We start from the raw sequence: 25,904 nt of genomic DNA on the forward strand, positions 1-25,904 counted from the left end.
TTTTTTCAGTTCAAGGCACAAATTCTACACTTCAGGAGATAATCATAATCTGAGAAAACCAAGTCGAAACCGGAGGGTTTCCATGGTATCAAAATCTGGCGAACCATGGACCCTTTTTTAATTCCTTCCGGGCAATGTGCAGTTTTGCAACTCTTCAGTTTTAAAGGAGCGATTTCCAAAACCTGGGGAGCCTACCGGATGTTTCATTCCCGATTGTTCACCCCTTATTTTCCGGGTTTGCAGTTTATAAAACCCTTGGGAATCGGCAGCGGCCATGGGTATAGGGCATGGCCTAAATGGGAGGCCTCGGGCTTTTTTATGGTCTTCGAAAATGCCAAAGCAGCCATGGATTTCAGATCCAGAGAGGAATTCGGAGAATTTTTGGAAAAATCAGAAGAAAACTACTGCATATTTATGACCCCGACCTCTTCCAGAGGTTCTTGGAGCAGTTTCGATTCCTGGCAAATAAGCGAAGAAAAGGGCACTTCAGGACTGATTTGCAGCCTTACCCGAGCTTCATTAAAGCCTGAATTTTTATACCGCTTCTGGAAAATGGTGAGCCCGATCAGTCTGGAGCAAAAAGATTACAAAGGATTGGTTTTCTCTCAGGGGATTGGTGAACTTCCCTTGGTGGAGCAGGCTACGTTTACAGTCTGGGAAAGTGTGGAGGAGATGGAGGCATTTGCCCGGAAGTCTTTTCATGGGGAGGCAGTTCGGGAAGTCTACCGGCTTAATGGTTTCAAAGAACAAATGTTTACCCGATTTTTTCCTTGGCACTCCGAAGGTACTTGGGGAGGTAAAGATGCTTTGGCTCCTTACCTTTCCCAGAAAATACCTCCTGTTTTCTCCGTTTATTGAACACGTTAAAATTCCACAATAATTCCCACGGTAGGTAGAATTCGGCCGGCTGTATTCGCTACCAAACGGGTCTGATAGCTACCCGGATTGTTTGGGTCTACGATGGGCCTTCCATTCGCATCCCGATTGGGTACTAAAAGTGGGGGCTGTTCGGCTTCAAAATTGTACAGGTTTTGGATGTCAATGTACCAGTTGAGGTTCCACTTTTCGTAGAAGTATTTTTTGTCTACGCGCAAGTCCAATTGATGGAAGCCTTCCAGTCGCAGGGTGTTGATCTGATTGAAATCCAGCACGCCTTGAGGCCTGCTGTCGTAAATAGGGATTTGGGAAGAAGTAGCTACATCAATTGGGGTATAGGGCAAGCCGCCAAGGTATCTCCATCTTGCTCCCAGTTCCCAGTTTTTCTGGAAGCGTTTTCCGGCAGTCATGCTGACAATGATTCCGTTGTCCCAGGCTGATGGAACAAAACCCTCCGTGTTCGGATTGGTAAATTCGCTTCTAACCAAAGTTACCGCAGCGATACCATAGAATCCTTTAAACAACCGCTGCTGAGCAAGAAACTCCAGTCCATAAGCCCTCCCACGGGAATCCGAAAGCACGGGCTCATTGCCAATGACCCCAAAGTCTGCACCTAGGTTAGCCAGAGAGATTCCGTTTGCAATTGAAGAAGGATAATTTTCATACAGTTTGTAAAATCCTTCTATGGAGAATCTCCTGTTTTTCTCAGGAATCACCCGCTCGATACCTGTAATAAAATGAGTCGATCGGATGAATCGGATATCATTTTCCTGATTGACCAAGTCTCCTTCATTGTTTCGGAAGCCGAGTGCAGTGTAAGGTGGTTTTTGATAATAGATGCCTGAATTGGCCGTGAGGTAGAGATTTGGCTTCAGCTGATAGGAAATAGAAACCCTCGGGCTAAGCTGATTAAGCGGGTTTTGGGCCGTTTGTCCGAAGTCACTTCCATCCACACGGACACCGCCTGTGACTAGCAGACGCTCCTGATTGAAGTTTTTGCTTGCCGAAATAAAAGCTCCATAGGAGTTAAAATTGGTTTTGTCATTCACATTGAGAATGATTCCCTGACTGGCGAAGGTAAACTCGTCATAGGTATCTACCAGGAAGCGGGAATACTCATAATTCACCCCATACTTTAGGGTAAAGGTCTTTTTGAATATTGAATTTTCTGCTCTGAATTTGTTTTCGCTTTCCTGAGAAGTGTAATCGTAGATCAGGTTGTCCGGATTGCTCTCGTTGTTTTCAAAGTACTTGTATGACCGGTTATTGAGCATGTTTCGGCTCAGGATAAAAGTCCAGAAACCGTTGTCTCTAAATTTTTTCAATTTCAGGCCCGTGGCATAGTTCCATTGGGAAGTGTAGGGCAGATTATCCAAAAGATAAAGTCTGGCGTCCTTTTCGTCTTCGGTTTCATCATCCGGAACATCGAAATTGAGTACAGAATCATCGATCGCGCCCACCCCGATAAACGTCAGCTCGGTTTTTTCATTGATTTTGGTGGTGGTTTTCACTTGGAAATCATTGAAAGTAGGCAAAAAGGGAAGGCCTAAAGCGGAAAAGAGAAACTGAAGGTAGGACCTCCTTGCTGAGATGAGGTAGGTGGTGTTTTTTCCGATAGGACCTTCATTGGAAAAAGTAAATTCACTGGCACCCAAGGTGAGTTGGGTAAACATTTTGTCATTTCTTCCTTCTTTCAGTTGAAACTCGAAGAAGGAGCTCAGGCTGTTCATCCGGTCAGCGGGGAAACCTCCGGTGATGACGTCCACACTTTTGATCAGATTCACATTCAGAATACCGGTAGGACCTCCGGAGGAGCCTTGGGTAGCAAAGTGATTGATCACGGGGATTTCTATTTCATCTACGAAAAACTTGTTCTCATTGGGTGCGCCCCCTCTGATGATGATATCATTTCTAAAGCTTGGAGTACTTGCCACCCCCGGTAAAGCCTGAATGACCCGAGAGATGTCCCGGTTTCCTCCGGGATAGCGTTCGATTTCGTTGGAGTTGATTTTTCGCACCGAAATTGGGGTCTCATCTGAGCGCGTAAACTCACTGGCCACCACTACTTCAGAGAGCTCAGAGGCGTCTTCCTCCAAGGAAAAGTCCAGCTGAACAGCCCGGGCCAGGGTCACTTGGATTTCGAATTGGGTGGAGGTCTTATACCCTACAAAACTTGCACGGACATTGTATAAGCCCGGAGGTACATCAGTGATTTCATAATTCCCATTTTCATCAGTAATAGCCCCAAGATCAGTTTCCAAGACCAGTACATTGGCAAAGGCAACGGGTTGGTTGTTGACCGGATTGGTGATTTTTCCCCGAATCGTACCCTGAGAAATTGCCTGAAAGGATACGATACTGAATAGGAAAAGAGAATACAAGTATTTCATCGGATAGTTGGTTTATTCCTACAAGTTGAATTCACAGAAAAAGTTTTCTTATTTCTGATTTTTCGTCAAAAATTGACAGAATCAGGTTGTTTGTTGCTCCTTTACTCTCCAGAGCCTCCACCAAGGAGTCCCCGGTGAGTCGTGATGCTCAAAGTGATAACCAAAGAAGTAACAGCTGACAAAAGCCCAAAGGTGATTTTTGGATTGAGAACGTGAGTGGTGCTGGTTTTCACATTCTCCCATGTGGGGCAGGTAGGTTCCAAAATAGAATAGCTGAAGGGTAGAAAGGATGGCAGGAAGCATCCAGAATACGATCAGGTTTTCAGTAGGGAGAAAAAGCTTCAAAATATTGAAGGTAATGGCCATGAGTAGAATCTGCCAGATAGTCACATATTGTCTTATAAAGCTCAGGTACCAAATGAAAAAATTACCCGAAGGATGATAATCCGGGTCTTGGTCCGTAGCGACATAGCGGTGGTGCTCATGATGCTTTGGGAAAAGCTTCCAATAGAAATTATAGGAAAACAAAATAGCAGCAATCCATCCGGTGAAGTGATTCCATCTTTTGTTGGAAGATACTATTCCGTGCATGGCATCATGAGCGGTAATGAAGAGACCGGTGTATAGGTGAGTTTGGATCAAAATGCCGATGTAGGTGAGAGGATTGGTCCAAGTAAAGTCCCAGCCAAGCAAAAGAATCACGGAAATCAACCACAAGCCAATAATCGTCCATCCAATCAAAAGACCTTTGGGATCGATGATTTGGGTACTTTTAGCGGTATTCATGGCATTTTTAATCAGAAAGTCAGGATGCGGTTCTTGACTTCTTCCATCAACCACATGGGTGTGGAAGTAGCTCCGCAAATCCCAACTCGGTCATTATCTTCAAACCATCCCTTTTCGATTTGATCCGGATTGGATACAAAATAGGTGTTTGGGTTTCGCTCTTTGCAGACATTGAACAGAACCTTTCCGTTGGAAGATTTAGTTCCACTCACAAAAATTACTTTGTCAAATTTATCCGCGAAATCCCGAAGTTCTTTATCCCGATTGGAGACCTGACGGCATATGGTATCATTCGTGTTTACTGAAATCCCATTGTTAGTAAGAATTTCATTGATTTCATAGAATTTGTCCGTGCTTTTGGTCGTCTGACTGTACAGGGTGAGATTTTTGGGTAAGGAAGGAATATCCAACTCTGAAATGTCCTGAAATACCACTGCCTTGTTATTGGTTTGTCCCAAAAGGCCAATCACTTCTGCATGGCCATGCTTGCCATAAATGTAAATGGTCTCGTCCTTGTCAAATGAATTTTTGATCCGGTTTTGAAGCTTGAGGACCACCGGACAGCTTGCATCGATTAGCGTCAGGTTGTTTTTGATGGCCAGTTCGTAGGTAGATGGAGGTTCTCCGTGAGCCCGGATGAGTACTTTTTCGTCGAAAAGAAGATGTAAATCCGAATGATCGATGATTTTAAGTCCCTTTCTGGTCAGGCGATTGACTTCTTCGTCATTGTGGACAATATCTCCCAGACAATATAGGTAGCCTTGCTCATCGAGAATTTCTTCGGCCATTTCTATGGCGTACACTACCCCAAAGCAGAAGCCTGAGTGATTGTCAATATGTACTTGGAGATTCTTCATTGGATTTCAAACTTTCCAGATTGGCAATTGTTTTTTGACTTCTAAACTTCTCGAAGAAGCTGATATTCATAAGGAAAAGAGTCATGGAATAGATGGTATCCTCTATTGGCACCGTCCAAATTCTGATTCCTAAGTTTTCTGCATTGTTGTAAATCACTACGGGTTCTTCAGTCAATCCTCCGGTCAATATACCATTGCAAAGCATCAAAGGAATCAGGTGGACCAGATAGGCAAAAATAAATCTCCCCAAATACTGATCTTTAAAGATCAGGTAGTGAATGAGAAGGGTGAGTGCGCCGATGATAAAATTCACTGAAGTATACCATTTGTCTAAATTGAGTATACCTAACAGCGATAAAACCGGTATCAGGACAAATACAAAAGGTTTTCCAAGAGGCTTGAAGTAGTCTTTGGGAAAGAAGTAAATCAGCACTTCATATATGAATACGCATGCAAATGGAATGATGAAGAAAAATAACCATTCCTCAATCGGAAGATTGAAAATGTAGCTTCCGAGAATGTATCGGGGATTGAATTCCCATACCCCAATCCGGGTAAACCATACATCCCAAACGATAAAGAATAGAGCGGTAAGGACCATTCCAGGAAATAAGGCCCCCCATTTGGTCGCATAGCGAATCCTGTGCTCAAATGATTGAGCCAAGGGATAGGATATCGCAAATAGCAGCACACCGAAATAGAGGTACTTTTCCATCAGAGCAAGCCTAGTTTGGTTTCAAAATAAGTGCCTACTAATAGGGAAAGCTTTTTGGAATTGGGGATTCTGACCCGATGTTGGGTTATTGTCTCTGCCGGAAGCCCTTTGATTTTGTCAAATAGCTTTTGGTAATAGAGATAGGCTACTCTTACTCCCAGTTTGGCCCCGGAAGGCAGATTTTCAATTCCAATGAGAGAATCATTAAAATCCTTTTGAATATCCTCTTCTATCAAGGTCTTGGCCGATTTGTCAAAGCGGGTAAAATCCACTCCCGGGAAGTATACTCTGCCCCGCTCTTCAAAGTCACTTTTGATATCCCGGAGGAAGTTGACTTTTTGAAAGGCTGCTCCCAGCTTGCATGCCGGCTCTCTGAGTCTTTGGTACATCTGCTCATCTCCTTCACAAAAAACTTTCAGACACATCAGTCCGACGACTTCGGCCGATCCATAGATATATTCATGGTATTTGGAGTCGTTGTAGGTTTTGAAATCCAAATCCATCTCCATGCTGTGCAAAAAGGCCTCAATCAAGTCCAAAGGGATTTGGTATTTGTTGACCATGAGCTGAAAGGCGTGGAGGACAGGGTTGAGAGATATCCGGGATTCTATGGCTTCATAGGTGTCTTTTTTGAAGCGGTCCAACAGGGCTTGTTTATCTTTGTCGTGAAACGTGTCTACAATTTCATCCGCGTAGCGCACGAATCCATAGATGGCGTAGATGGGTAAGTGGTATTTTTTGTCCAGCGTCTTGATCCCCAGCGTGAAGCTGGTGCTGTAACGTTGGGTGATCAGCTTGCTGCACTCCAGCGTGGTATGATCAAAAAGCTCGATAGCGTCCATTGCTTTAATATACCATTTTGTTTACAAATTGTTTTCTTTCATCACCTCATCTGCCACTACCTGACCCGAGATGAGTGAGGGTGGCACCCCCGGTCCCGGTACGGTCAACTGTCCTGTATAATACAGATTGCGGACCTTTTTGTTTTTCAGTCCAGGCTTTAAAATCGCCGTTTGAAGGAGCGTATTCGCCAATCCATAGGCATTCCCTTTATACGCATGGTAATCTGCCTTGAAATCGCTGTGTGCATAGGAACGTTTGAAAAGGATATGGGATCGAATATCCTGTCCCGTTATTTTTTCCAAACGGTCTAAAATAATTGTGAAATATTTTTCCCGCATCTCTTCAGAGTCTTCCAAATCAGGAGCCAGAGGGATCAACAGGAACAGATTTTCCTTTCCTTCAGGAGCTACGGTCGGATCGGTAATGGAAGGGACTGAAGCATAAAACAGAGGTCTTTCCGGCCACCTTGGATTTTTGTAAATCGCATCAGCATGAGGCCCCAGGGGTTCGTCAAAGAATAGATTGTGATGCCTGAGTTTTTTGAGTTTTTTGTCGATACCCAAATAGAACAGGAGGCTGGATGGAGCCATGACTCGCTTATTCCAATAGTCTTCGGAGTAATTGCTGTATTTGGGGTTGATTAGGTGTTTGTCTACATGGTGATAATCTGCGCCGGCTACGACCACATCTGCCTCGATTTTTTCACCGGATTTCAAGCGGATTTTGTTGGCAAGGCCATTTTTTATTTCGATTTCTTCGACCTCGGCTGAATATCTGATTTTTACTCCTTTTTCTTCAGCCAAGGCCACCATACCTCGAATGATCTCATGCATGCCTTTTTTTGGATACCAAGTCCCCAAAGCGATGTCTGCATAATTCATTAAGCTGTAGAGTGCGGGAATGTTCTCTGCTGTTTCTCCCAGAAACAATACCGGGAACTCCATCAGGCGGATGATTTTGTCGTGAGAAAAATATTTTCTCACATGCTTGGACATGGACTGAAAGATGTCCATCCTTACCATATCCACCAAAAGACCAGGAGAAGCAAATTCCAAAAGAGATCGGCTTGGCTTTTTCACCAAATCATGAATCCCCACTTCGTATTTGTATTTGGCCTGAGCCAGAAATTTGTCCAAGTTGGTGCCTGCTCCAGGCTCGATTTTTTCCAGCATGGACTTGAATTCCTGCAAATCAGCGGGGATGTCCAACGTATCATTTTCTCCATAGATTACTGCATAGGAGGGGTCTAGCCGAATGAGGTCGTAATAGTCTGCAGGCTTTTTATTGAAATGCGAAAAATAATTTTCGAATACATCGGGCATCCAATACCAGCTGGGACCCATATCAAAAACAAACCCCTGGTGTTCGAACTTTCTAGCTCTCCCACCGGGGGAATCGTTTTTTTCTAAAAGGGTGATTGAACAACTCGTATGATGGGCCAGATGGGTAGCGGCTGACAGGCCTGCAAATCCAGACCCGATGACTACCACATGCTTTTGTGCCATGAAATTAGTTTTTGTGCTTATAGACCATTAAATCTTCTTTGAGAAGCTTTCGGGCAATATGGATTCTATTTTTTACAGTTCCAATCGGAATCTGCAACTTATCGGCAATCTCATGGTATTTGAAACCTCGATAGTGCATCATGAATGGAGTCTTGTATACATCATCCAATTTGCCAATGGCCTCGTAGATGTCATCCATGGTAAAGTTGCCAAAAACCCCGTTTTCGATCTGCACGTTGCTGGAGTTAATGTAGTGGAGATTATCCGTGGTATCCACAAAAGTACCTCTTCTCACCATTCGCTGATAATTAGTGATGAAGGTGTTTTTCATGATGGTGTAGAGCCATGCCTTAAGGTTGGTTCCTTCAGTGAATTTTTCACGATTGGTGAAAGCTTTCACCATGGTATCCTGTAGAAGATCATTTGCATCATCGACATCTCTGGTCAACTTAAGTGCAAAAGGCTTCAACGAACTGGAAAGCTTGTGGAGGGAGTAGCTAAATTCTAGAGTCGTCATGGCTTTTGGTTTTTGTTTAATCAAATCTAGTAATGATTAAACAAATAGCAAACATTTTGTGGAATTATTTTTAATAAATATTAAACAAAATTAGAGGAATGGCCAAAAATTGATCTGAATTGCTCCCATATAATGAAAAAAGGCACTTTTTTGGAAAGTGCCTTTGTTTAAGGTTTGGTTAATTTTGTTCCACTTACTTTTCTTGGGGAACTTGCTCGATCTCTTCCAATAGCTCTTTGATGTCCCGGATATAATTCATTTGCTTGACATTGGCAGGGAAAACCAAGTCTTGTCCTATCACCTGATATCCAGTGACCAGAATCTGGGATTGGGAAAACCGGTCTGCCAAGGCATTGATGTAATCCTGTGCATATTCTGAGGAGGGAGAGGTGGTAATTACGGTGAGCAGATATTCGGGGCTGTGCACCTTGTATACAGATAGAAGATCTTCATTAGGAGTACTTTGGCCCAGATAAATCACCTTGTGCCCTTTGGATTTGATCAGATAACTGGCAAAGAGCAGAGAGATTTCGTGCAATTCTCCTTCCGGGAGGAAAAGGAGGAATTTTTTCCCTGTGCCGTTGCTCACCTGTCCATCAATCGCTACGATCAGTTTCTGCCTCACTAAGTTGGATATGAAATGCTCCTGTGCAGGATTGATCGCTCCTGTTTGCCATAGGACACCGATCTTGGACATGAAAGGATAGATGATATTGAGCATGGTCTGCTCAAATCCCAGTTTGATGATATTGGTGGAGAGTACTTTTTCAAAACGCTCTTCATCCATTTCGATCATGCAGATGGTCAGCGCATGGATTTGATCGTCGTGAGTGAGGGAGCGTTCGGTAAGCTTCATCACTTCCTCCCGGATATCTCCCATGTCCATAGAGGCGATTTTGCTGATTTTGAAACCATTGTCATTCAGCAAGGCCACATTGAGGATCAGCTTGAGATCATCATCGTCATAAAAACGAATATTGGTCTCCGTCCTCTTGGGAGAGAGGAGATTGTATCGTTGCTCCCAGATTCTCAAGGTATGCGCCTTGATTCCGGATAGCTGTTCTAGATCTTTTATTGAATACGTGCTCACTTTTCTTCTTCTTTAAAGAATTCTCTGGGTACAACAAATAAGCCGAATGAAACGGCATCTTCCTTCGCATTGGTTTTGTGATGAGCCTGATGGGCTTTGAAGATTCCCTTCAAAAATCCCTTCTTTGGCCTTTCCAACCACTTCAGTCTACGATGGACCATCACATCATGCAAGATGAAATATAAAATCCCGTAGACACTGATGCCGACACCCATCCAAAACCGATAGTCCAATTCCTCCGCACCGAGTACAATTAATAGTACAGCAATCCCCCCAAACAGTAAGGAAAACAAATCATTCAGCTCAAAGAAAGACTTGGATGGCTGATGATGAGTTTTATGGATCATCCACAGCGGACCATGCATCAGGTATTTATGAATGAACCATCCGGATAATTCCATAACTCCAAAACCTAAAGCGACGAAACCAATTGCTTTTATCATTATCAGAACAACCAGATTTAGAGAGTTTTGTTAAAGAAAAGAATTTTTAGCCTTTTAAAACAAAGATTTTGCTTTTTCAGCTTTCTATCAAATATCGAGTGTAAAATTCAATACGGTGAAGAATATAATCCAAGTGATTAACAGAAATGCCGAAATAGGATTGGATTTCTCAAAGTTGGCTTTTCTCCAAATCAGGTGGATCAGAAATGCGATAATAAACCAGCCAACAAAATTACTGATCGGAATGATCTCCCACTTCCAAGCCCAAAAGTCCAAAGCCACTGCCACCGGTTCCAGAATGTAATCGAGTGCAGTCATGGCACTTGCACCTAAAAAGGCAGCATAATAGTCGTTGGGAATATTTCGGAATACGGATCCTGTGAGATAGCTGAGAATAAACCAATTCACCCCAATCACCAAAGGAACATCCCAAAGCTTTGGGCCCAAAACGGGTCCGTATACGTAGTCTCCAAATAAATAGCCCGTGTGGATTCCGATCAATTCGGACCCAAATCCAATCCAAAACGCTGCAGCTGCAAAGATGGGAAAGGCATCATTCCAGCCTCGATGAAAAAAAAGAATGATAACCAGTGTGGTAATTAGCTGTGCAGGAGTGAGTGCCTGAAACATGGATCGATATTCTGGAATACTCAGCCCAATCAGCCCTACTAGGTGCAATACAACAATTACAATTTTTGCAATCAATTCTCTGGAAATCCTGTTTTCTCCTCTCGAGGGAACGTATTTGTGCATATTTGTCAGGGATGGCAAAGGAATCTGTTTGGGATTCCTAACTTTGTGAAGCTTTATTTGTTGCCGACAAATGTAAATAAAACCCAATTTTACGGATATGATCCTGTATAATATCACGATAAATGTAACCCCGGACATCGAAGAGGACTTTTTGTCCTGGATGAGGTCTACCCATATCCCTGAAGTGTTGGAAACGGGAATTTTCCATGACCACAAGTTTTTGCGTCTACTCCATGAGTCCGAAGATGGTTCTACCAATTACTGTATCCAATACTTTACTCACAGCATGGAGCAGATGATGGAGTACGAAAAAAAGCATGCTGCGCTGCTTCGGGCCAAAACCCAGGAAAGGTATAGAGACAAGGCAGTGGCATTTCGTACCTTACTGGAGACGATCTGATGTCTAAGGCCCTGAAATTAATTATCAGCTTGGCATTGCCACAATTAGCAGGTGGCTTGGGTGCCTTATTTACCTTTTCATCGGTCCGGGACTGGTACCTGACCATCAATCGACCCAGTTGGAATCCACCGAATTGGATTTTTGGACCGATGTGGACTGCGCTGTATGTGTTGATGGGAATCGCTTGCTATCTGATCTGGAAAAGCGAGCATCCTCAGAAAAAGCAGCTTTTGACCCTTTATTTTGTCCAACTGGGGCTCAATGCCCTTTGGTCTCCGGCTTTTTTTGGAGCTGAAAGTCCGATATTGGGTTTGGTGGTGATCCTTCCGCTTTGGGTGATGATTTTGATTTGTGTCATTCAGTTCAAAAAAGTCAGTACTTGGGCTTCAGGATTGATGGTTCCTTACCTGCTTTGGGTGTCTTTTGCGACAGCATTGAATGCTGCCATTTGGTGGTTGAATTAAAAAAAAAGGCCAGCTAACATCAAATTAGCTGGCCTGCATTTTTCAAAGTGCCAATTATTCCTTTACCGAAGTCGTCACCTTCGGTGCCTCTTTAGTCCAAGGACTCACGTCCAGCTTACGAGGAGTTGGCAGGATTTCATCCAGCGTATTTCCATCGTAAACTCGTCCATCCTTCACGACATGGGTGATGGTATTCGTGTTCCGGATGTTTTCCAGCGGATTTTTATCCATGATCACCAGGTCGGCCAATTTTCCGGCTTCGATACTTCCGAGTTCTTTATCCAAGCCAAGCGATTCGGCTCCCAAAATGGTCGCAACTCTCAGGGCATCCAAATTGCTCATGTCACCACTGGCGACTGACCAAAGCTCCCAATGGTAACCCAGTCCCTGAAGCTGACCGTGTGAACCTATACCGGCCAATCCGCCTTGCTTCACGACGGAATTCACCCCCTGAGCATGCTTTTGGAATACATGATCCTCTGGAGCAAACCAGCCACCGAGACCGCCTACTCTTCTTCTTGCCTTTTCATTGAGCTCATTGTATGGGGTAAAGCGATTCAGCTTTGGATCATGGAGTGGACTTTCGGTTGTGTAGAAATAGTTTTCTGCCCAAGGTCCGCCATAGGATACCAATAAGGTCGGTGTGTAGGCCATTTTGCTTTCTGCAATAGTGCGGGTGACATCGCTGTAAAGCGGGAAGACAGGAATGGAGTGCTCATGCCCGGGATATCCATCAAAGAGCTGGGTCATGTTGAGTTTGTAATCCAACCCCCCTTCCGTGGTAGGCATCAATTGCTGCTCTTTGGCAGCCATGATCACCCACTGACGGTGCTGTCGATTTCCGACCAGATACATCTTGATGTATTGGGTATTGAAGTACTTGCTATACTGCTTGAGGACGTTCTTTGTCTGCTCGAGAGATTTTAGGTTGTACATCCAGTAGCCCACACCCGGTCCTGTGGAATACACCCGTGGTCCAGGGACCATTCCTGCTTCCACCATATCGCCGTACGTGAGCACGTCGGTGGTGGCCGTCTGAGGATCTCGGGTAGTGGTCACCCCATAGGCCAAGTTGGCTGCGTAGATCCAAACGGAGTTTTTGTGTAAGCCCCAAGTTGGCCACATGTGGGCATGGGTGTCGATGAAACCCGGAGTAATTGTTTTGCCCGAGACATCGACCACTTTGGCCGAACCTGCATCCAGGGTTCCTGTTTTTCCCACAGCCTTGATTCGGTTGTTTTCGATCAGGATGTCCCCATTTTCAATGACTTCAGAACCGTTCATGGTCACGATTCGGGCATTTTTCAGGAGGATACTTCCTTTAGGAGTGTCCTTCGCAAAATAGACTTTTACCTGGTTTTCGCTTGGCTTGTAGGTTTCTTTTTCCTTCAGCTGTGCTTTGTGAAGGCTATCTGCTTTTGCCAAGGCTTTGTCTGCTTTGAATAGCGAATCGATTCTCTTTTTCTCAGCTTTAGCCAAGGAATCAGCAAGTTTAACCGCGTCTTCACCTTTCGCCTTAAGCGAAGCTAGGCTGTCTGCATCTGCCAGAGTTTTGGATTTTTTCGCAGATTTGACCGAATCCTCGACATATTCGGCGCGATCCAAATCATACACCCAGTGCCCGTTTCCAAGGGACCAGTGGACTTTCTTTCCATTGGATTCCCAGGCAGGCCATTCTCCACCGATCTCGGTCAGCTGCCGGGAAGGGAAATTACTTGAGCTAGGATCTGCCACATTGATGCTTGGGGTTTTTCCGGCTTTGGGAATAGTGATGACGTAGACATTATTATTTACCTGGGCCAAAGCCATGTCCCCAACCGGTGCCATAAGGATGGTACTGGCACTTGCAGGACGCATTTGGGGCTCTCTTGCACTTACTCCCTCGGGTAGCATGCAGTAGTTTACTGCGTCTGCGTTGGAAAATGCTTTGCCCATTACATACCGGACATCCTGAGTGAGGTGTCCGTGATCTGAGTGGTCATCCAAGGCTGATCCAAAAGGAGTGATACCTGTGATTTTGGCATGTTCCTGAGGGTCTGTCCCATCCCATTTGATGCTCAAAAGTGTGCCTCCCGGACTGTTTAAGTAGATTCTGCTGGTATCTTGAGTAAAGTGTGCATTTCCATAGTTCCCGGCATCCAGTATTTTCCTTTCTGGTCCACCGTTGGCTGGAATCCAGATCAATTCGGCCTCGGCACCATCCACACCGGGTCCTTCGGCCTCCTCCAAGACTCTCTTGGGACCCTTGAATACTACGATTCGGTTAGTTGGACCCCAAACTGGACCAGAATACAAGGCAGCTTCGGAGGAAATCTTTGTCGTGGTCATGTTGCCCGAAATGGCTGCCTTGTGGATGCTTCCACCGTTCTTTTCTTCCCAAGTGACAAAGACCAGTTGGGTACCATCAGGGCTCCAGGAAGGCATTGCTTCTACAAACTCATTTTTGGTTATCCGCTTTGGAGTACCATTGGGATAGTCCATTACATAAAGTCTGTTTAGGGCAGTAAATGCCAGTTTTTTCCCGTCAGGGGAAGGGACAGCATCGCGGATCTGAGTGGCTAGCTTGTGAGTGGTGTCTTTGATGGCGTAGTTGAAGTACAAGCGAGGACCCATGGCCAGTTTTACATCCGCTTCGAATGGAATCTCAGTGGCTGCACTCCCGTCTACAGGGAGCTTCCAAAGCTTACCGCCGTAGGAAGCGATAACAAATTTGCTGTCGGGAGTGAATGCCATGGCTGGAAGCACTCCCTGTGGAGCTATGGATTCCTGCTCGTCCCGCTGCACCGGGTAGGCGAGCCATTTTTCATCTCCAGTGCTCAGGTCTCGGATCACCAAGCCGGTTTTATCCTGCCATCTGGATCCATATACCATCCATTTGCCGTCTTTGCTCAGGGTAGGGGTGAAAGCTGAACCATATCTGGAGGTGATGCTGGTAATATCTCCTTTGTCCAAATCGTATGTTCCGATTTGATATTGGGGAAGCATGGCATTGTAATTCCATGCCCCAGTTCTCCATGAAAAATAGATTTTTTCTCCGTCCGGACTTACAAAAGGATCTATGGTCTTCATGGAAGCCGGATTCTCATTGAGCTGGATTCCACCTCCTCCATCAACATGGTACATCCATAGTTTGGTGATTCGTCGACCTTTGGCCACCACGATATATTTCCCGTCCGGAGTCCAGTGCGCTCCGGGGACATCGCCGTTTTTATCTTTAGTGACCTGGACGGTATCCTTTTTTTCTAGGTCGATGTACCAAAGATTGTCATTTCCGGCACGGTCAGAGGTGAAAAGGATTTTCTTTCCGTCAGGAGAATATCTGGGATGGGTCTCATAGGCCATCCCTGTGGTAATTGGGGTTGCTTTTCCCCCTTCCAAAGGAATGGTGTAGATATCCCCCATGAGATCGAAGGCGATCGTCTTGCCGTCGGGGCTGACATCCACGCTCATCCAAGTGCCTTCTTGAGTGGTGAATTTGACTTCGCGCTCGGGTTTTAGGGGAAGGTCTTTGAACTTGGGGTAGTCCAGCGAGTCTTTAGCGGTACTGTCAGCAGCAATTGCCTTGTTTTCTTCCAGAGGGGACAACAATTCAGCGGTTTTTGGCAAAATTGCTGCCGTACTGACGGTCAGCCCCAAGGCCAGAAGTACAGCCGGTTGGGTTAGTTTTTTCATAGGGATTGGATTTGGGGATACAAGCTAATCCAAACCATTCGATTTTGATAAAAGGAATTTACCAATGGATGATTTTTGGGGAAATGCCAAGAAATATGTTTTTGATTGAAAGGAATGGGCTGGAGTAAGACTTGATTTTCGGAGTTTTGACTTCTTGCCTCAAGGAAAAGTACTACCTTCCTTACTTAAGACAGGACTTCAAAAACTTTGACTGGGATACTTTTATTCTTCAGCTTGAGTTCGCCTACTTCATTGACCTTAAATCCATCTCCCAAAGTTTGGGCACAACGGTCCAGGACCAGAATTTGACTTCCGGAGGCGGCATTTTGAAGCCTTGAGGCTACATTGACAGTATCACCTACCACGGTGTAATCGAGTCTTTTGAGGGATTTGGATCCGATATTTCCAGAGACCATTTCTCCTGAATTGATTCCTATAGATACTTGGGGTTTGAAATGGGAGGCTTCGGAATATTCCGGAATCGCATCCATTTTGTCCCGGATAGCAATGCATGCTCGGACAGCTCTTTCTAGATGGGAAGGTCCTTGGAATACGGCCATCACAGCATCTCCTATAAACTTATCCACACTTCCTTTCTCCTCGATAATCTCCTTTACCATCAGATCAAAAAATTCATTGAGCAACCCGACTACCGTATTGGGATCTTCATTTTCCGAAATCTTGGTGAAACCCACCAGATCAATGAATGCAACTGTAGCCTCTATGGTATTATTTTCCATCAGAGCAGTTTCAATCTCTTTCCCGCCCATAAAGTTGAGGACGGTTTCGTCCACATACATTTTTAGGATGTTATTTTCCCGGAGTGCCTGCAAGGTGGATTTGAGCTGATTGATGTAGCCCAAGGTTTTTTCCATGGTGATCTCCAAGTCTTGAAAATCCACCGGCTTGGTCACAAAGTCGAAAGCTCCCAAATTCATCGCTTTGCGGATATTTTCCATATCTCCATAAGCTGAAATAATGATGGTTTTGAGCAGGGGGTTTTTTTCTTTGGTATTGGAGAGCAGAGTCAATCCGTCCATGACCGGCATATTGATATCACTGAGAATCATGTCCACGTCGGGCTGCTCTTTCAGGATATCAAGGGCTTGCTGACCATTGAGTGCAAAAAGCAATTCATACTCACCGGATCGGATTTTCTGTCGGTATTTTTGTCGGAAAAGAATCTCCAAATCTTCTTCATCATCCACTACGAGGATTTTCGCCATGGCTCAGCCTTAGTTTTTATTGAGAATTTCTTTGATCTCTTTTTTTAGAGAATCAAAGTCCACCGGTTTGGTGAAAAAGCCTTTTGCACCGGATTTGATGGCTTTGTTGTAGTTGTCTTTGTCCCCATAGGCGGAGATCATGCTTACCTCAATTTTTGGGAATCTTGTTTTGATGTTTTCTAAAAGTTCTAATCCACTCATTCCCGGCATATTGATGTCGGAAAAAACATAAACCACATTGGGAGATTCGGGAGATCCCAATTTTTCAAGGGCTTCCTCTCCTGAAAATGCGAATTCGACCTCCAGTTGTTTACTCTTGATTTCTTTTCGGAACTTCTGAACAAAAAGGATTTCTACATCCTGCTCATCGTCTACGATCATGATTTTCATGGTATAAAAATTTAAATGGAAGACTTGGGTAATAAAATTTTGAACCGTGTGAATTGATTGACTTCGGATTCGATTTCGAGCTTTCCTCCGTGGGATTTTACAATATCATGGGTGATACTGAGCCCTAATCCTGTACCTTCTGTTCCTTTTTTTGTGGTGAAGAAGGGCATTAAAAGCTTTTCTCTTATTTCTTCCGGAACCCCGGGCCCGTTATCCTCTACCTCAATCAAGAGACTGTTTTTCAAGTCTTTGGTTCTGATGACCAATTTAGCTTTATAATCTGAATTTGCCATATTTATTTTGTCGCGCATGGCATCAAAAGCGTTTTTGGCCAAATTAAGAATGACCCGGCTAAAATCCTCCGCATTGATTTTGACCGGGATAAGTGTCTCATCCAGTTCGAGCTGAATATCCACATTGATGGGGTTTTTATTGGCTCTCATGCCATGAAATGCCAAGTTGCTGTATTCCTTTATCAGCTCATTCAGATCGGTTTCCTTGACCTCGCCCTTTTCGCCTCGGGAATGCATCAGCATGGACTTGACTATGCTGTCGGCTCGCATGCCGTGATGTCTGATTTTTTTCAGGTTGGATTTGACGTCCGTCAGCAGTTCTTGGATCAGCGCCTTTTCGGGAGTGTATGGAGTTTTTTCAAGCTCTTCTTCGATTTCAAACAGGAAATCTTCGCTGAGTTCTGAGAAGTTGTTGATGAAGTTGAGTGGGTTTTTGATCTCATGGGCAATGCCTGCTGTAAGTTGGCCTAAAGAGGCCAATTTTTCCTGTTGGACCAGCTGTTCTTGGGTGGATTTGAGGTGGTCCAGGGCATCCTGCAATTCATTTTTTTGCTGTAAAATTTCAGACGTCCTTTCCTGTACCATTCGCTCCAGCTCCAGCTTTTTTTCTTGGGCCAGAAAGAGTTGTCTTTCTTTCTCTTTGGAAATGATCCGCTCTATTTCCAGGGCTTTCATTTCTTTGCGGTGATTCAGCCACATGGTAATCGCCCAGATGAGTGCAAAAAACCCAGCGGCGGCCAGGTAATTTTCAAGGTACTCGTAGGTGGTGGGGAAAATGGTCTCCAGCAGGAAACTTACCAGCCTGACTATTAAAATAGGCAAAGGGGTGATGGCGAGGTTTTTTTGATTTTCCAGCTCTGGAAAATTCAAAATCATAAAAATTATCCCGCCTACCAAGAAAAAAGAAAGCAGGTCAAAAAGCAAAACAGGGGGCACTTGTACAATTCCCATTAGAATGAGCGTCCCGGAGCCAATCATTCCATAGTTGATGAGCTTCTTCAATTGGTCTGAAAAAGTGTCCTTTCCCCGAGATTTTTTCAGGTAATACAACAGAAAAAGTGAGATCAGATTAATTAGGATCATAGTGTCTTGAACTTTTGGGATAAAGGGTCAAAGTGAAAGCATGTCAATTCTTTGCGATTATCTCTCCAATTTCCTTTCTCAAGGCTTCAAAATCAACCGGTTTGGTGAAAAAGCCCTTGGCACCGGACTCCATGGCTTTGTTGTAATTTTCTGAATCCCCGTAAGCCGAAATCATGCTGATTTGGATTTGGGGAAATTTTTCCTTGGCGATACTGAGCATTTCCAAACCACTCATTCCAGGCATATTTATATCGGAAAAGACATACATGACCCGTGGAGGGTTTTCACTTCCCAATATATCCAAAGCCTCCTGTCCGGAAAAGGCAAAGACAAGTTCCAATCCTTGATTTCGAATTTCTTTTCTGAATTTTTGGCGGAACAGGTCTTCAATATCCCGCTCGTCGTCTACAATTAGTATTTTCATAGGTAATCAGGTTTTATCAGTTTTTGGGCAGAAGAATACTGAATTTGGTCCAGGATCCCACTTCGGTAGTGATGTCCAATGTGCCCCTGTGGGCCTTGATGATATCATGGGTGATACTCAGTCCAAGGCCCGTTCCTTCGGTTCCTTTTTTGGTGGTGAAGAAGGGCATGAGCAGTTTGTCTTTGATCTCGTCAGGGACCCCGGGACCATTGTCCATGACCTCCAGAAGCACATGATCTCCCAAGTCCTGTGTGCTGAGCGAAAGTACAGGCTTGTATTCCTGTCCCATTTTATTCAGCTTGTCCCGCATAGCATCAAAGGCATTTTTGGTCAGGTTCAGGATTACCCGGCTGAAGTCCTCCGAATTGAGTTTGAGTTTGGGTAAGGAATTGGCCAGCTTGAGATCAATTTCCACATTGATAGGGTTTTTGTTTGCCCGCATCCCATGAAAAGATAGATTGACATACTCTTTGACCAGTTCATTCAAGTCGGTAGGCTCAAAGTCGCCGCTACCTCCTCGGGAGTGCATCAGCATGGATTTGACAATACCATCCGCTCTTCCTCCATGGTGCCGGATTTTTTCCAGGTTGATCCGGATATCTCCCAAGAGATCCTGCACATTTTCCAAAGCCTCAGAGGGATCCAGTTTTTCCAACTCTTCCTCAATTTCATCCAGAAACTCCATACTCAATCCTGAAAAATTGTTCACAAAATTCAGGGGGTTTTTGATCTCGTGGGCTATTCCGGCCGTCAATTGACCCAGAGAGGCCAGTTTTTCCTGTTGGATGAGTTGAGCTTGTGTTGATTTAAGGTTTTCATGGGCCGCTTCCAGTTTGGAATAGGCTTTTTCTATTTCCCGAGCTTGCTGAAGCTCTCTTTCCTTGGCCTTTTCCTGCTCCTTTTTGATGGTCAGGTTTCGTTGATACAGATGAATTGGATAAATCAGGGAAAGGAAAAGGATTGAATAAATCATATAAGCCCACCAGGTTCGGTACCATGGGGGAAGGACGACGAAAGAAAACTCTATGGGTTCGGTCCATTCGGAAGCTTTCCCCTCGCTGGGGCCTGTAAATCTTGCCCGGACTTTGAATGTATAGTCCCCTTCCTGGATGTTTCCGAAGGTGGCACTGGTTTTCTTCAGTACGGGGCTCCACTCCTCATCATAGCCTTCAAGAATGTATTGGTACTCCACCAGAAAGGGCTTGGCCAGTTCGTTTGTGCCAAAATCAATATTGAGGTGGTTGTGTCTGTAAGGCAAAACCAGACCTATCGGAATTGGGAAAAATGCGGCAATGCTATCCAGGGATACTTTTTCGAATCTTTCCTGAATAGCGGCCCGTTCGGATGGGCTTAGTTTTTTGCCTAAAGTACCTGTCTCTTCAAATTCCACTTGAGCGGGATCAGAACCAGGCAACAGGGAATGCCAGGAAATCGGCTCTTCATTAATTCTGATTTGTTTGAGAAAAAGCCCCGGTGCACGTTGATTGCGGACCAGTGCATCGTAATCAAAACGGACCAAGGCGGTCTTATTGCTGCCTGTTCCAGCCCAAAGAATGCCTTTGCTATCCTGAAACATGCCATTTTGGCCGTCAGTAAGGTCTTTCACTGGATAGCCAGTGTTGGAGTTGAACAGCTCTGGATTGGAGGTTTGAAAATCCCGGACTCGATCTCCGGGTCCGTCAAAGAATACCATGCCCAAATTGGTCCCGATAGCCATTTTCCTGTTTTTCATCGGCACAATCTGTAGGATCACTTCATCGGGTAGCCCATCTTCTTTGGTGAATTTCAAAAATGGATTCCGGTCTAATTTCTCTCCTGCTAACAAGGCTGTCAGATCCTCCTTCGGGAGTAGGTTCAGTCCATGTTCAGTACCGATCCAGAGGTTGTCATCTGCGTCGTAGACCAGACGAATCACTCCGGGATCAACCAATCCCTGATCCGGAGCAAAGTTGAGTATGGTTTCGTTTTTAAAATAACTGATTCCCCCATCGACAGCCCCGATCCACATCCCACCCTCCGAATCAGGAAGCAGGCTCAAGATCACATTTCCAATCAACCCATGGTCCATTGAGTAGTTGGTGAAGCTTTTTCCGTCAAATTTGCTGACTCCATTTTCAGTACCCATCCAGAGATTTCCCAAGGCATCTTCAGTGATGGAATAAATTTCATTGGAAGGAAGCCCCTGTTCGGTGGAATAATTGGTGAATGCATTGTTTTCAAACTTGCTTAAACCTCCTCCGCCGGTTCCTATCCATACCAAACCCTTGCTGTCCTGAAAAATGGCATGAACCACATCTCCTGGCAAACCTTGGGAAAGGGAAAAATTGGTGAATTCAGAACCATCAAATCGGGTAATTCCACCTCCTGCACTTCCAAACCAGAGATTTCCCTGACGGTCCTCCAAGGCACTGAGGATAAGATTCCCGCCCAGTCCCTGATTGATGGTGAAGCTGGTAAATGCACTGCCATCAAATCGGGTGATTCCTCCTCCGTCCGTACAAAACCAAAGCTTCCCAGACCGATCCATGACGATATCCAAGACACTGCTTGCTGGCATGCCCTGGTCGCGGGTGTAGGTGGTAAACTTTTCCCCATCATATCGGCTCACACCTCGTTCCGTGCCAAACCAGATTTGACCTTTTCGGTCTTCTTTAATGGAGCGGATAATATTATCTGCCAGACCGTCGGAAAGACTGAAATTTTTGAATTTACCATCTTTGAGCCGGCTGACTCCAGCTCCGATGGTTCCGATCCAAAGAGAGCCATCGGAGGAGGCGGCAATGCTTCGGACCCTATTGCCGGATAGTCCGTCTTTTTCCGTGAAAGTGGTGAATTGAGAGCCGTCATACTTACTCATCCCCTCCCCATTGGTTCCAAAATATAGGTTTCCCTGTTGGTCTTTTCCCACAGTGATGATAAAGTTTCCGGCCAGGCCATCTTCAGTGGTGTAGGATTGAAAGGTACTTCCATCGTAGCGATTGACTCCTCCTCCAGTTCCCAACCAAAGATTGCCCTCGTTATCTTCGATTATTCCGAAAACATAATCATCCACCAGCCCATTTTGGGAAGTAAAATTGGAAAACCGTCTACCGTCAAACTTACTCAAACCGGTGATTGTCCCTATCCAAATGTTTCCGTTTTTGTCCTCATAGATACTTCGGATGGTGTTTCCCACCAGGCCTTCGGTAGTAGAATAGTTGGTGAATGAGCTCCCATCGTATCGGCTGATGCCACCTCCATTGGTGCCAAACCAAAGGTGACCCCGGCTGTCCAAAATGGCACAGTTCACCCCATCCAAGGCAAGTCCGTCGTCGGTGGTATAGGTTCTGAACTGAGAAATACCCCCTTCACCCAAAAAGTAGGGCTTTCCACCAGGACCCAGAACTTGATTTCCATTTGGTCCGTTGAGGGCCAGCAGTTTTTTCCTTTCTGGCGCAAGGCGGGCAATGGATTGGTCTTCTCCAGATTCACTTTTGATACTCAAAGAGCCTCCACTCTGACCGGGTACCGGGACCATTCTGGGAGGAGCATGGTCTGTCAGCCACCTGGTCTCTGGCTTGAGTGAATCCGAAAGCTGAGACAGGTCAAAAAAGAGGGGAGCCAAAACCTGCTCCTGATCGGATGCGCTGGTTTCTTTTTCTACTTTGTTACAGGAAAAACAAAGGAAAAGGAATCCAAAAATCCAGAGATATTTTTTCATTTGACCGATTCAAATAGAAAATAGAAAAGGTAATCCAAGAGGGTGCTTTTGCGAAATTTTTTAAAAGATAGACAATTAATATAGGATAAAAAATGCTTTTCACTTTTTGGAAATTGAAGGTATAAATAGAAAAAACCAGTCATTCTTTCAAGAACGACTGGTTTTTATGAGAAGAAACCTGAATTTTATCTTTACTGCCCCACCATAAAGATCGCGTTGCTGAGAATCAGCTTGCCGCTTTCCCAGAATCCGCGGAAGATCGGGTTGTCCACAAAGTAGACGACCTGTCCTCTACCCTGTCTTTCTGCTCCAATGACTACAGATTGTCCCATTTGAGACTTGATTTTGTAGCCAATGAAGCCAGTGCGATAGGAATCATTTTCAGCAATAATTCCGGCATTTACACCCCCGCTCATGAAGGCAAATCGGTTGGAATTGTTTTTCAACGTATAGAATTTACCTCCAGTACCATAGCCCAGCGGATGGGTTTCGTCCATTTTTATTTCATAGATGGCACCGGCAGTCCCACCGGAGATGTCGAGCCGTTCTCCCTCGGTGAAAGGCTCTAGTCGCTCTTCTTTGGCGATTTCCTGAGCTGCTTTTTCTGCAGCCTTTTTCTCCTCGTCTGTGTCGTAGGTTTTCAATTTGAATCCTTCTTTGTTGGCGAAAAGATTGACCGCCGCATCGATGGCTACTACTTTTCCTCCGGCTTTTACCCAATCCATCAGCTTGGTTTGCGCATTGCCAATCAGACCCGAGCCAAATACTGAAGGGAGAATAATCACATCGTATTTGCTGAGATCATAGGAACCAAAATTGGCCGCATCTAGATTGACCAGAGGGTAGTCCAATTCCTTTTCGAAGAAGTGCCAAACTTCTCCATAATTCAAGGAAGAAGTGCCCTGACCGCCCACCAAAGCTACTTTTGGAGCTTGGATGACGCGGATATTTGGCGAACCAAAGTCCTTCCCTTTGTCCACATAGCCGGTTTGCGTCGTAGCCAAAGTCACTCCAAATCGGTTGGCGGTTTCCACTACTTTCTGATCAAAGTTGCCTACATACTCATTGCCGCCTTTGGTGATGATGAGAGACCCGGCAGGGAAGCTTTTGCCCTCGACCGTGAAAGGATACTCGGCATACTTTACACGGATTTTCTGATTGAGCAAAGCGGCAAGGAAGGCCGCATCTCGGGTTCCTTCCCACTTGGCCAGATAGGCCACAGGAGTAGCTCCAGCTGTATTTGGAGTGAAAGTAGGTTTTTCGTATTGACCTGCCGCATCGATTCGGCCTTCCAGCGCATAGGCATGGAGTCCGAAGGCATATGGCATTGCCCAGCTGGTGATGTCGTAGGTGATGGAGTCGTTCAACACCGGATTGGGCTCGAATAGCACCTGAGCCAAGACTCCTTTCGGCTGATACGCATTGATGATGATGTCATTTTCCGTGGTGGAAAAAGCTACTCCTGGTTTTCCACTTTGGTACTCGTATCCTTTCAAACCTGCGCGAGAACCTGCTTTTCCATAGCGAATTCCATTTTTATCCATCAATTCAAGCAGTTTGGCTAGCTGTGCTGGGTTGCTTTCTCCTTTGATTACAAAGGATTTGTATTTGCCTTTTGGGTTGCTGGAGTTGGTTTTGAAATAGGTGGCAAACTCATCTACAAGTCTTTTGGCGTTTTGGCTGGTCACTTCTACCGCCGAAATCGCAGCGGTATAGTGTCCGGCGATTCGTCCGCTTAGCGTTACGGTGTCTCCGATCGAATTGTACACTCCGATGCCGGCACGGCCGCTACCACCCTGCTCGATGGTCATGCCGATGGCACCGTTGTACATCGGATAAGAGTCACCATAGGAGGGATAGAGGATGTCAAATCGCTCCTTGGTAAAGTAAAATTTGCCTGCCTGGTCAAAATATTTAGCGGTATTTCTACCGAAAATATCCTGAAACTCATGCTGGAATGGGGTCAACTGCTCGTGCAAAGGCTCAGCAGCCGGAGCCATGTAAAATGGATTGTCCACCCCCTGCTCATGAAAGTCCAGGTGCAACTGTGGCATCCACTGCTGGTAAAGCTTCAATCGCTGCTGAGACTCTACTTGTACTTGCCAAGCCCAGTCTCGGTTGAGATCAAAAAGGTAATGATTAGCTCTTCCTCCTGGCCAAGGTTCGTTGTGCTCCATAGACTGTGGATCAGGCTGGAGGCGAGTGTTCATCTTTTGGTTGTACCACATCGCATAGCGGTCGCGACCGTCAGGGTTGATACAAGGATCGAGAATGACCACTTGATTTTTGAGCCATTCCTGAGATTTGACATTGTTTGGATCGGCGAGTGTGTAAAAAGTAGAAATTGCTGCTTCCATACCCACAGACTCATTTCCGTGCACATTGAAAGACATCCAGTTGATCGGGACTTCAGTGCTCGGAGAGCCTTCCATCAAGCCGGTACGCTTAAGGTTGTCAGTGCGGATTTGCTCTAGGCGGGCCATATTTTCTGGGCTGGAAAGAATCGCCACGAAAAGCGGGCGTTTTTCGTTGGTTTCGCCGTATTGGATGATTTTGATGTTGGGATTTTGCGAAGCCACATACTCAAAGTAATCCACCATACGGTGATGGGGAGTAAATCGGTCTCCGGGCTTATAGCCCAAAAACTGTTCTGGAGTTTGGAGTTGGGCCAAAGCACCCAAAACAAACACAAATGCAAAGGATAAAGTCAGTAAGCTTTTCTTCATGTTGAAAATTTTATTTTGGCTAGAAAGTTAAGGCCTTTTGATGGGAAGGAAATTACCGATTGGGGAAAAGTGATTTACAAAAGTCTTTTTCCTGAACGTCTAAAAATTGATTGACTAGCAAAAATCTTTATTGCTTAATTGATAATGGTCTTTGACGGGTACTTCAAAAATTCTGAATCAGCCGTAATGATTTCCAAATTCTCTACAAGAGCTTGTGAAATAAGAATTCTATCAAAGGGATCCCTATGAAAAAATATTAACTCACTATTTTTTAGGACATGGAATTGATCTATTGGAAGGATGTAGAAGCCACTAATTTGAACAAGCTCTATCAGCTTGGAAATGCTTATTTGCAATTCAAGTTTTCCTAAACTGACTTTTATCCCAATTTCCCAAATCGAAGCGACACTTATGAAGCAGGATTCGGACTCTTCTATTAGTTTTTTTGTTCTTGGAGAAAGATTGGGATGGTCTGTTAGAAACCAGATTAAGATGTGTGTATCGATTAAAAAGTTTTTCATTGATATTCTTTAAAATCCTCAATCGGATCCTCAAAGCCATCTTTGATTACAATTTTTCCTTTTGCCAAACCCGCGACAGGCTTTTTCTTTCTTTTTGAGGGCAAAGATTCAAGCAGGTTGTCCATAAATTGAACAACCTGCTTTTTAAGATCTTCAGGTAAGGATTGAAACTTTAGGAAAACTTCAGATTCTGACATGACGAAAGTTAATCAAAATCAATCCTTTATCAA

Annotated in this window: 22 protein-coding genes; 3 read left to right on the forward strand and 19 right to left on the reverse strand. The window is 44.8% G+C overall.

Translation table 11 applies throughout. The features are described from left to right. Window positions 1-105: 105 nt before the first annotated feature. Window positions 106-858, forward strand: coding sequence for a spheroidene monooxygenase (locus AAA943_RS20120; protein ID WP_338226170.1), 753 nt, complete (start codon window positions 106-108; stop codon window positions 856-858). A gap of 5 nt (window positions 859-863) precedes the next feature. On the opposite strand, the gene AAA943_RS20125 is transcribed toward AAA943_RS20120, so the two are convergent. From AAA943_RS20125 to AAA943_RS20170, 10 genes are all read right to left on the reverse strand, one after another. Further along, entirely contained in the window at window positions 864-3,266 is a 2,403-nt protein-coding gene (locus AAA943_RS20125) for a TonB-dependent receptor (protein ID WP_338226171.1), read from the reverse strand. A gap of 81 nt (window positions 3,267-3,347) precedes the next feature. After that, the gene (locus AAA943_RS20130) at window positions 3,348-4,052 is read right to left on the reverse strand and encodes a fatty acid desaturase (protein WP_338226172.1); all 705 of its coding nucleotides are present in this window, start codon (window positions 4,050-4,052) and stop codon (window positions 3,348-3,350) included. 11 nt (window positions 4,053-4,063) lie between these two features. After that, window positions 4,064-4,909 (reverse strand): 4-hydroxy-3-methylbut-2-enyl diphosphate reductase, encoded by an 846-nt coding sequence (locus AAA943_RS20135; protein WP_338226173.1) that lies wholly within the window; start codon window positions 4,907-4,909, stop codon window positions 4,064-4,066. Continuing rightward, window positions 4,884-5,624: a lycopene cyclase domain-containing protein gene (locus tag AAA943_RS20140; protein WP_338226174.1), complete on the reverse strand. Its 741-nt coding sequence runs from the start codon at window positions 5,622-5,624 to the stop codon at window positions 4,884-4,886. Before AAA943_RS20140 ends, AAA943_RS20135 begins: the two co-directional genes overlap by 26 nt. Continuing rightward, window positions 5,624-6,466, reverse strand: coding sequence for a phytoene/squalene synthase family protein (locus tag AAA943_RS20145; protein ID WP_338226175.1), 843 nt, complete (start codon window positions 6,464-6,466; stop codon window positions 5,624-5,626). The genes AAA943_RS20140 and AAA943_RS20145 overlap by 1 nt, the downstream gene beginning before the upstream one ends. 21 nt (window positions 6,467-6,487) lie before the next feature. After that, window positions 6,488-7,972, reverse strand: coding sequence for a phytoene desaturase family protein (locus AAA943_RS20150; protein WP_338226176.1), 1,485 nt, complete (start codon window positions 7,970-7,972; stop codon window positions 6,488-6,490). A gap of 4 nt (window positions 7,973-7,976) precedes the next feature. Then, window positions 7,977-8,489 (reverse strand): RNA polymerase sigma factor, encoded by a 513-nt coding sequence (locus AAA943_RS20155; RefSeq protein WP_338220144.1) that lies wholly within the window; start codon window positions 8,487-8,489, stop codon window positions 7,977-7,979. A gap of 193 nt (window positions 8,490-8,682) precedes the next feature. Then, a complete protein-coding gene (locus tag AAA943_RS20160; RefSeq protein WP_338226177.1) occupies window positions 8,683-9,579 on the reverse strand; it encodes a MerR family transcriptional regulator in 897 nt (298 codons plus the stop codon). Then, window positions 9,576-10,022, reverse strand: coding sequence for a sterol desaturase family protein (locus AAA943_RS20165; protein ID WP_338226179.1), 447 nt, complete (start codon window positions 10,020-10,022; stop codon window positions 9,576-9,578). Before AAA943_RS20165 ends, AAA943_RS20160 begins: the two co-directional genes overlap by 4 nt. 87 nt (window positions 10,023-10,109) lie before the next feature. Continuing rightward, on the reverse strand, window positions 10,110-10,775 hold the full coding sequence (locus AAA943_RS20170) for a carotenoid biosynthesis protein (protein ID WP_338226180.1): 666 nt from the start codon (window positions 10,773-10,775) through the stop codon (window positions 10,110-10,112). 97 nt (window positions 10,776-10,872) lie between these two features. On the opposite strand from AAA943_RS20170, the gene AAA943_RS20175 reads away from it, so the two are divergent. Both AAA943_RS20175 and AAA943_RS20180 read left to right on the forward strand, forming a co-directional pair. After that, window positions 10,873-11,175: a DUF4286 family protein gene (locus tag AAA943_RS20175; protein WP_338226181.1), complete on the forward strand. Its 303-nt coding sequence runs from the start codon at window positions 10,873-10,875 to the stop codon at window positions 11,173-11,175. Then, a complete protein-coding gene (locus AAA943_RS20180) occupies window positions 11,175-11,639 on the forward strand; it encodes a TspO/MBR family protein (RefSeq protein ID WP_338226182.1) in 465 nt (154 codons plus the stop codon). Before AAA943_RS20175 ends, AAA943_RS20180 begins: the two co-directional genes overlap by 1 nt. A 54-nt stretch (window positions 11,640-11,693) precedes the next feature. On the opposite strand, the gene AAA943_RS20185 is transcribed toward AAA943_RS20180, so the two are convergent. The 9 genes from AAA943_RS20185 to vapB all read right to left on the reverse strand — a co-directional run bounded on the left by AAA943_RS20185 (window position 11,694) and on the right by vapB (window position 25,871). After that, on the reverse strand, window positions 11,694-15,311 hold the full coding sequence (locus tag AAA943_RS20185; RefSeq protein WP_338226183.1) for an amidohydrolase family protein: 3,618 nt from the start codon (window positions 15,309-15,311) through the stop codon (window positions 11,694-11,696). A gap of 185 nt (window positions 15,312-15,496) precedes the next feature. After that, window positions 15,497-16,537, reverse strand: coding sequence for an adenylate/guanylate cyclase domain-containing protein (locus tag AAA943_RS20190; protein ID WP_338226184.1), 1,041 nt, complete (start codon window positions 16,535-16,537; stop codon window positions 15,497-15,499). Between the two features lie 9 nt (window positions 16,538-16,546). Beyond that, the gene (locus AAA943_RS20195) at window positions 16,547-16,927 is read right to left on the reverse strand and encodes a response regulator (protein WP_338220136.1); all 381 of its coding nucleotides are present in this window, start codon (window positions 16,925-16,927) and stop codon (window positions 16,547-16,549) included. Between the two features lie 11 nt (window positions 16,928-16,938). Beyond that, window positions 16,939-18,303, reverse strand: a complete 1,365-nt coding sequence (locus AAA943_RS20200) for a sensor histidine kinase (protein WP_338226185.1) — start codon at window positions 18,301-18,303, stop codon at window positions 16,939-16,941. A 43-nt stretch (window positions 18,304-18,346) separates the two neighbouring features. Next, the gene (locus tag AAA943_RS20205) at window positions 18,347-18,727 is read right to left on the reverse strand and encodes a response regulator (RefSeq protein WP_338226187.1); all 381 of its coding nucleotides are present in this window, start codon (window positions 18,725-18,727) and stop codon (window positions 18,347-18,349) included. A 16-nt stretch (window positions 18,728-18,743) separates the two neighbouring features. Next, window positions 18,744-22,427: a two-component regulator propeller domain-containing protein gene (locus AAA943_RS20210; RefSeq protein ID WP_338226188.1), complete on the reverse strand. Its 3,684-nt coding sequence runs from the start codon at window positions 22,425-22,427 to the stop codon at window positions 18,744-18,746. Window positions 22,428-22,618: 191 nt separating this feature from the next. Next, entirely contained in the window at window positions 22,619-25,153 is a 2,535-nt protein-coding gene (locus AAA943_RS20215) for a M14 family metallopeptidase (protein WP_338226189.1), read from the reverse strand. A 134-nt stretch (window positions 25,154-25,287) separates the two neighbouring features. Further along, complete coding sequence (locus tag AAA943_RS20220) at window positions 25,288-25,674, reverse strand: type II toxin-antitoxin system VapC family toxin (protein ID WP_338226191.1); 387 nt, start codon at window positions 25,672-25,674, stop codon at window positions 25,288-25,290. Then, window positions 25,671-25,871 (reverse strand): type II toxin-antitoxin system VapB family antitoxin, encoded by a 201-nt coding sequence (gene vapB / locus AAA943_RS21940; RefSeq protein WP_420915620.1) that lies wholly within the window; start codon window positions 25,869-25,871, stop codon window positions 25,671-25,673. The genes AAA943_RS20220 and vapB overlap by 4 nt, the downstream gene beginning before the upstream one ends. Window positions 25,872-25,904: the final 33 nt, after the last annotated feature.

The organism is Algoriphagus confluentis (assembly GCF_036245625.1).
In the GTDB taxonomy this organism is placed as follows: Bacteria; Bacteroidota; Bacteroidia; order Cytophagales; family Cyclobacteriaceae; genus Algoriphagus; species Algoriphagus confluentis.